General features: G+C 53.9%; 4 protein-coding genes and 1 pseudogene. 3 read left to right on the forward strand and 2 right to left on the reverse strand.

Translation table 11 applies throughout. The features are described 5' to 3' along the window. Positions 1–817: 817 nt before the first annotated feature. The 3 genes and pseudogenes from FBQ85_22070 (at position 818) to FBQ85_22080 (ending at position 6,632) form a co-directional block, all read left to right on the forward strand. Positions 818–2,818 carry a T9SS type A sorting domain-containing protein gene (locus FBQ85_22070; protein MDL1877828.1) on the forward strand — a complete coding sequence of 667 codons (2,001 nt, stop codon included), beginning with the start codon at positions 818–820 and terminating at the stop codon, positions 2,816–2,818. A gap of 236 nt (positions 2,819–3,054) precedes the next feature. Further along, positions 3,055–4,260 (forward strand): annotated as a pseudogene (locus tag FBQ85_22075) (ATP-binding protein). Positions 4,261–4,268: 8 nt separating this feature from the next. After that, positions 4,269–6,632 (forward strand): T9SS type A sorting domain-containing protein, encoded by a 2,364-nt coding sequence (locus FBQ85_22080; GenBank protein MDL1877829.1) that lies wholly within the window; start codon positions 4,269–4,271, stop codon positions 6,630–6,632. Between the two features lie 231 nt (positions 6,633–6,863). Here FBQ85_22080 and FBQ85_22085 read toward each other — a convergent pair whose 3' ends face one another. Then, on the reverse strand, positions 6,864–7,859 hold the full coding sequence (locus FBQ85_22085) for a ferrochelatase (protein MDL1877830.1): 996 nt from the start codon (positions 7,857–7,859) through the stop codon (positions 6,864–6,866). Positions 7,860–7,986: 127 nt separating this feature from the next. Continuing rightward, a partial coding sequence (locus FBQ85_22090) for an aminotransferase class III-fold pyridoxal phosphate-dependent enzyme (GenBank protein ID MDL1877831.1) occupies positions 7,987–8,527 on the reverse strand: 541 nt, incomplete at its 5' end.

An 8,527-nucleotide genomic window follows, 5' to 3' on the forward strand; every position in this document is an offset into this window, starting at 1 on the left:
CGGTGTTCCGCAAGATTTGGATTTCGATGCCAACAGCAATATTTGGGTGACTGTTGACACCGACATTTATCTCGTCAAACCGGACAAAACCACGGCCAGAGCCGACTCCTATCCGGTCACGCTGGCAACACTGCGAGTTTACGAAGGCTATGTGTACGCCGCCGGCAAGAACGCCGCTACCGGTGAAGCCAAAATCTGGCGCAGCCAAATCCAGGGCGAAACCCTCGGCGCGAAAGAGGTCGTTTTGGATATTGCTGCGGCGCCCTGGCTCGTGGGCGGAGACGTGCTCAGCTTGACGTTCTCTGCGGATGGCGAAATGTACCTAGGCACGAATCATCCCGAGGGCACGTTTGTCTTGCGCCCCGATGGCAGCCATGAGGTGTTGTATCCCGGCCTGGTTGCGCCCACGGTTTATGCTATGTCGTGGGGGGAAGGGAATTTGCTTTTTGCCATCCAGCAATTGAGCAACACGTCGAATCTGATCAAAATCGACGTTGGAAAACCAGGCGCGCCCTATTACGGGCGCCGTTAGATTTGAGTTAGTAAGCGAAGACTTGGACTCCACAAATCAACCTGCAGCCGAGAGCCATTGTGTCCAAGTATGACTCCGGCAATTTAATGCTCGATAAGTTTCGCCGGCCCTTTGTCAAGTGAAGCGGCGAGGGCCGGCAGTCTTGTGTTTGGCGCGATGACCTGATTTTATCCGTGCGCAAAATCTATTTTAGAGGAGCAGCCTATGAGAATTTGAAAGCAGCATCGTTTCGAAACATCCAGTAAATATCCAATTGAACTCCAAAAACGCGAATGGAGGTTTCCGATGAAGACAGTTGCTAAGAAAAGCAGTTTGATTTTTTTGCTCATGAGCCTGCTGACCTTGCCGGCGCTAGCGCAAAATGCCCGAGTGCAATTCATTCACAACTCCGGCGATATTGACACCCGGCCGATCGATCTTTATGTGGGCGATTCGCTGTACGTGGATCAATTCACGTTTCGGACCGCGACTGCGTTTGTAGATGTACCGTCCGGTGATGCCCCCATCATTCTCACGCATCCCACCAATCCGGATTCAATTGTCGCTGAAGTCAGCGTGGCTTTTACCGGCGGCGGCACGTACGTGTGCGTGATCAATGGCATCTTGCAAGTGAATTTAGGCAGGTATGAAAATCCGGATCCGGCGAACCGTGACATCCTGATCTCTGTCTTTGCCGTGCCCAACGCGCGCGAAGCTGCGAGCGATCCCACCAAAGTGGAATTTTTCGTGAACAACGGCAATACCGATGGCCCGCTTTCCGGGCTGGATTTTTTTACGGTTGGCAGCACCACGCCGTTTGTTGATGATTTGGGTTACAGCCAAAGCTCGGGCTATATTTCCGTGGATCCCGGGATGTATACGTATGATGTCAGGCCCGGCAATGACAGTGCAACCCTGGTTGGTTCTTATGAAGGTGACTTCACCACGGATGCGGGCAAATCTGCAGTTGTTCTTGCCTCGGGCTTTGTCACGCCCGCGAATAACCAGGGCAGCCAAAAGCTGGGTTTGATCGCTGTCTTTGCGGATGGTACGGTGGAAGCTTTTCGTACCATCGAAATTCTTCCCATCGGCAAATGGAAATTTACCGGCGCTTCACCCTATGCCTTCACGGATTTTATTGGCGCCGATACACTGGTCAGTGGCGGGCACGGCATTGCCGTCGATAGACGAAATCGTATCTGGATTGGAAACTTCAGTACCGCCGCGCGCTTGCGAGTAATTAATCCCGACGGCACCGAGGATCCGATTTCACCGATCCAGCAGGTCAAGGTGGGTACCGACTCGTTTGCCACCAACAATTGCCGCGGTATGGTAATGGACAATGATGGAAACATTGTCTATGCTCGCGCTTCGCGAATATTCCTCCTGGACCCGGCAACCGGGCAAGCGACGAACCAGTTCATTGCCACCGGCAGTGTTTTGGGACCCATGGTTGATAGAGACGGATTTATTTGGACTGGCTTGGTGGTCGGCTTCAATCCGATCAGTGTCATTGATCCTTTTACATTTACTGCATCGCAACAAGTTATACTTCAAAGCCCGCCAGGATTTGGCCGCGGCCTCGGCATCACGGCCGATGCGACAACGATCATCACCTCGGATCTTGGTTCAAACGGCGGCCCGCTTTATCTTTGGACGACAACTGATTTCATCAACTATGCCAAAACCGACAGCATTTACACCAACGACCAGGGCGAGTTGATCATGAGGACGAACCGCCAGACGATGAACTGGCATCCGATTGACAGCACGCTGTGGGTTTCAGTGGATCGGGCTAGCACGCCGGTCGACAACTCCGCGAATGGATTGTATGTTTTCAATTTCAAAACGTCTGAGTATTCCATCGTTTCCATGCCGGAGATTGTAAACTCGTCTGGTGCGGTTATCGGCAATGGCCCGCGTAATGTCGCATTCAGCGTCACTGGCGACACGGCCTACGCGGTCAGCTTCGACGGTAGCCGGCTGATGCGTTTTGTCAAGGGTGCAGTTTCAGTTGATGATAAGCCGATTTCCAGCGTTCCGGGAAAGTACGAGCTTTTCCAGAACTACCCCAATCCCTTCAATCCGAACACCACGATTGCCTACTCGCTTTCGCAGTTTGCCATCGTCAAGCTGAAAGTCTATGACAACATGGGACGCGAGGTGAAAACGCTGGTGAATAAAGTCATGCCGCCCGGCCGCCACGAAGTCATGTTCGAGACCGACGGCCTTGCTTCTGGAGTTTATCACTACCGGCTGTATGCTGACAAGCAGGTGTTTACGAAGAGCATGATGTTGTTGAAATAAGGACAATTGGCACTGACCGGTCACTACAACACAAAACCTGTATTCGGAAGATTTTTGTAGAAGTGACTAGTCAGTTGACCTGATTGGAAATAGCGAGACACACAGAAGCCAATCGCTTTTCGAAAAGGGCGCGAGGGCATTCCCCGCGCCCTTTTTGTTGGTAAATTTAGCCGCTTGCTTTTGCGTGGCAATCTGCCTATTTTTGCTCAGACCATTGAGTAAATTTTTAAGCCATCATGCATCCTTCTGATTATCAAAGGCCTATCGCCGGCACACTTCTGGCAAGATTACGCGAGCCGCGACGATTTATCCAGGTTCTCACCGGCCCGCGGCAAGTCGGCAAAACCACCGTTGTGCAGCAAGTGTTGCTAAACTGGCAGGGCGCATCGCATTATGGCTCCGCTGATTTGACCGCGCCGCCGGACCAACTTTGGATTGAGCAGCAGTGGCAACTCGCACAACTTCAGACGCAAACGGGCCAACCCGTACTGCTGGTTTTGGATGAAGTACAGAAAATCACGCGCTGGTCGGAAACGGTCAAACGCTGCTAGGACGAAGACACCCTCGCGGGGCGTGATATTCGCGTTGTCATTTTAGGTTCTGCCGCGCTGCTCATGCAAGCAGGATTGACCGAAAGCCTGGCCGGCCGCTTCGAACAATTGCATGCCACACATTGGTCCTGGCCCGAATGTCAGGCGGCATTTGGCTGGAATCTCGATCAGTATTTGTACTTCGGCGGATATCCCGGCGCTGCGACCTTGATCAGGGATGAGCAGCGTTGGGCGCAATATGTGCGCGAGTCGTTGATCGAAACCACTTTGAGCAAGGACATTTTGCTGCTCACCCGCATCGAAAAACCGGCGCTGTTGCGGCAGCTTTTCGTCATGGCTGCCGAATATTCCGGGCAGATCGTGTCTTATCAAAAACTGTTGGGACAACTTCTGGATGCCGGCAACACGACGACGTTGGCGCATTATCAACATCTGCTCGAAGGCGCCGGGTTGATCAAAGGCCTGCAAAAGTGGCAAGGCACGCCTTTGCGCCGGCGCGCCTCCAGTCCGAAATGGCTGGTTTTGAATAATGCTTTGCTAACCGGCACGGCTGGCGTTGGTTTTGCCGCTTGGCGGCAGGATGCCGCACGCTGGGGACGTTTGGTGGAGACAGCGGTAGGCGCGCATCTGGTCAATAGCGCGCTGGGCACGGGCGTTGAAATTTATTACTGGCGCAATCACAGACACGAAGTCGATTTTGTGCTGCGGCAGGGAGAGCGTCTGCTTGGCATCGAGGTTAAAAGTGGACGGCGGCGACATTTTGAGGGTATGACTGCGTTTCAGCGGGCATTTGCGCCGGCCAAGACCTTGCTGGTCGGCCCGGATGGCATTGCGCTGGAAGAATTTCTGCAGCAGCCGGCGCGACATTGGCTTGAGAACTTGAACTCTTGAGAGGTGTTATGAAAAAATCGCTACTGCTTGGCACAATTCTATTTCTGACAACTTCTGTTTCGGCGTTCGCGCAGTCCCTCCCGCCCAAGCGCGAATTTCGCGGCGCCTGGATCGCTACTGTCATCAATCTCGATTGGCCGGCTTCGCCAGACCAAGCGCCTGCTGCCCAGCGCGCCGATTTGGTGCGCTTGTTAAATGAGTTACAAGCGCACAACGTCAATGCTGTCATTTTTCAAGTCCGCTCGGAAGCAGATGCCATGTATGCCTCAACCCTCGAACCGTGGTCCTACTGGCTCACCGGGCAGCAGGGGCGACCGCCCAATCCGTATTATGATCCACTCGAATTTGCCATTGCGGAAGCGCACAAACGCGGCATGGAACTGCATGCCTGGTTCAATCCCTACCGCGTTTCGCGGCAAGTTGGCAACTATCCCAATGACCCTCAACATGTGTCGGTACAGCACCCGGATTGGGTGATTCAAATCAGCACGATCAAAATTCTCGATCCCGGCCTGCCGCAAGCGCGCCAGCATATCACCAATGTGGTGATGGATGTGGTGAGCCGCTATGATGTTGACGGCGTGCACTTCGACGATTATTTCTATCCCTATCCCCCCAATCAAATGGGTAATCAAGACGCGGCCACCTTCGCCAATTACAGCCGGGGTTTTACAAATCTCGGCGATTGGCGGCGCGACAATGTCAATCTGCTCATTCAAACGATTCATGACAGCATTCAAGCGGTGAAGCCTTATGTAAAGTTCGGTATGAGTCCGTTCGGCATCTGGAAAAACGGCGTGCCTTCCGGCATCACCGGCCTGGACGCTTACAGCACGATCTATTGCGACGCCGTAACCTGGTTGCAGCGGCAGATTGTCGATTACATCACCCCGCAACTCTACTGGCCCTTTGGCGGCGGCCAGGATTACGGCAAGCTCATGCCCTGGTGGGGCACGCAGCGCAACCAGCGTCATTTTTATCCGGGCCAGGCAATTTATCGCGCCGTGGATTGGCCGCAGAACGAAATTCCGCGGCAGGTGCGTGCCAATCGCGCCAATGCCAACGTGCAAGGCAGCATCATGTTTCGCGCGCTGTTTTTCCGGGACAATGCCAAGGGCTTTGCCGACAGTTTGCGCACGGATCTCTTTCGCCATCCGGCGCTGTCGCCGGTAATGGCGTGGAAAGATGCGGTAGCGCCCAATGCACCACAAAATCTGCGTTACGAACGCCTAGCCTCCGGCGGGCCGGCGGCGCTGCAATGGGATGGGCCGGCAGTTGCCGGCGACGGCGACACGGCTGCACGCTATGTCATTTATCATTTTACCACGCTCAACATCAATCCACTCGCCCTGGAGGATCCCAGTAGAATCGTTGCGATCACCGGCGACAAAGCTGCGACACCTAAAACGCCCACCGGCAATGGCCCGCATTATTATGTGGCGACAGCGCTCGATCACAATTCCAATGAAAGCGGGATCAGCAATGTGATTCAGGTTTTTCCGCCGCTGTCGCCAATACTGGCCATGCCGGTGAATGGCGCAATCGAAGGCCAATCCAGCGTAACTTTGAGCTGGCATTATTCGCTGAACGCGGCGTCCTTTAATTTGCAGGTTGCGACGGATTCGACATTTGCTTCGGAATTGCTGGTGAATGAAACCGGTTTGGTGGATACGTTCAAAACCATCAGCGGGCTGAAAGGACAGACAAAATATTTCTGGCAGGTAAGTGCGAGCAATCCCGGCGGAACGAGTTTCCCGTCGCAAGTTTTCAGCTTCACCGCCGGTTTCCCGGCAACCGTTTTGTTGGCTGAACCGTCGAACAACTTGCGTGATATTCCCACCCAGCCCACCTTTTCCTGGAAGGCGGCGCCGGGAGCTGAGTTATATCATCTGCAAGTTGCAAGCACTTCGTTATTCGATTCTGCCGCAATGGCATTCGATATGGCGGGCATTGCTGACACCTCTTATCAGATCAGCGAGCTGCAAGGCGACAGGTTTTATTTCTGGCGGGTGCGCGCCAGCAATGCCATCGGCAAGAGTGACTGGTCGACCGTCTGGCGTTTCCGCACGAGAGTTGTGACGGAGGTCGCGGAGTCCGGCGAAACGCCGCGGCAATTCAGCCTGGAGCAGAATTATCCCAACCCGTTCAATCCGATTACTACGATTGCGTTCGAGCTGCCCGAAGACGGCGCAGCCCAGCTCACGATTTTCAATGCCATGGGCCAGCAAGTCATCGTGTTAGTCGATCAAGCGATGCGCGCCGGACGGCATGAAGTCAACTTCGATGCATCGACTTTGGCAACCGGCGTGTATTTCTATCGATTGCGCTTCGGCGAACAGGTATTGACCAAACGCATGTTGTTCGCGAAATAAGGTCAGTTGACCTGAATGAAAATGAGGCAGACAAAAATGTTGAATGCGGAGAAACTCCAACCGCAACGATTGCTAAGCCGGTAAAAAAGCAAGAGCGCATCTCAAAGTTTCGAGATACGCTTTTGTTTTTTTGCTTCAGTGCAGTTCTGCAGTTCATTTTCAGAAGTACTGATTATAACCGAAAATACAGCTACCCCGGCTTGAAATAATCATTCGCTAAAAATTGTGCGATCACAGCCATCCTGCGCTTTCTTCCAAAACGATGGTTTTCATCGCTTGAATCCAACGCTCGCTGTCATTGAGGCACGGAATGAGATGGAGACGTTCGCCGCCGGCATGGCGAAATTGTTCCTGTCCGATCTCGCCGATTTCGTCGATAGTTTCCAGACAATCGGTGACAAAACCCGGGCACAGTGCAGCAATGCGCTTGAGCTTTTGTCTTCCCAATTCTGCCAGCGTTTCATCGGTGTAAGGCTGCAGCCAAACTTCGTTGCCGAAGCGTGACTGAAAAGACATTACATATTCGCCGTTTTGCCAGCCGAGTTCGTGCGCCAAAGCGCGTACTGTAGCTTCACAATGCTGCGGGTAAGGATCGCCCATGTCAGCATAACGTTTCGGAATGCCATGAAAGCTGAGCACGGTTTTCTCCGGCTGCCAGTCGAGCTGTTGCAAACTCTCGCGTACCGAGTCCGCCAGCGCGCGAATGTAGGCGGGATGCTCAAAATAAGGCCGCACCATGCGCAGCGCCGGCACATAGCGCCGCTTGGGAAGATATTTGTAGACTTCATCATAAGTCGAGGCCGTGGTGGCGCCGGCGTATTGCGGGTACATCGGAAAAACCAAAATGCCTTCCGGCGCTTCCCGGCAAAGCGTTTCCAATGCGGAGGGGATGGAGGGATTGCCGTAGCGCATGCCGAGCACGACTTTGAAGCGATCGCCATGTTCCTGATTGAGAGCGCGCTCGAGTTTCTCGGCTTGTGCCTGGCTGGTCACCAGCAGCGGCGAACCGTTGGGCGTCCAGATTTTTTGATATAAGCGCGCCGATTTGCGGGGCCGCACCACGAGCACGATCAAATTCAAAATAAGCCACCACACCACGCGATTCAATTCGATCACGCGGGGATCCCCCAAAAATTGGCGCAAGTAACGGCGCAGAGCTTTGGGAGTTGGCGCATCGGGCGTGCCCAATTGCGCCAGCAGAATGCCGATCTTGTTTTTTTGTGTCATCAATAGTCGGCCCGGAAAGGCCACCGCACGGGCAGTTTGTAATGAAAGAATAATTTGTTGATTGACTTGCACGCATTCCATGACTAACCGCCCGGGCGGTTTTGCCATTTGCGGACAGAAGGCGGCCTCACTCTGCTGCGCTGGCCAACAACGCAAACACCTCGCTGGCAGCAACAAGCGTCTCTTCAATCTGTCCCGGGGTATGCGCCAGCGAGACAAACGCCGCTTCGAATTGTGAAGGCGCAAAATAAAAACCGCGATTCAACATCTCATGGAAAAAGCGCGCGTAGCGTTTCGTGTCCGCAGTGCGAGCCTCGTCATAATTATGCACCGGGCGAGGCGCGAAAAACATGCCCAGCATGCCGCCGGCTTGCGCAACTTGCAGCGGAAGAGAATATTTTTTGCTCAACCGGGCAAGGCCTTCAGTCAAATGCTGGGAATGCTGATTGAGTTTTTTATAGGCAGCGTTTTGCTCCAGCAAACGCAGCGTTGCAGCGCCCGCTGCCATGGCCACGGGATTTCCGGAGAGGGTTCCGGCTTGATAAACCGGCCCGAGCGGCGCGAGCTTCTGCATGATCTCGCGCTTGCCGCCGAATGCGGCGCATGGAAAACCGCCGCCGATAACTTTACCCAAACAGGTGAGATCCGGCGTGATGCCGAACAATGCC

The organism is Cytophagia bacterium CHB2 (assembly GCA_030263535.1).
Classification (GTDB): domain Bacteria; phylum Zhuqueibacterota; class Zhuqueibacteria; order Zhuqueibacterales; family Zhuqueibacteraceae; genus Coneutiohabitans.

Coding starts and splice junctions, on each gene's coding strand:
- FBQ85_22070 (MDL1877828.1), top strand. CDS start 818: ATGAAGACAGTTGCTAAGAAAAGCAGTTTGATTTTTTTGCTCATGAGC.
- FBQ85_22080 (MDL1877829.1), top strand. CDS start 4,269: ATGAAAAAATCGCTACTGCTTGGCACAATTCTATTTCTGACAACTTCT.
- FBQ85_22085 (MDL1877830.1), bottom strand. CDS start 7,859: ATGACACAAAAAAACAAGATCGGCATTCTGCTGGCGCAATTGGGCACG.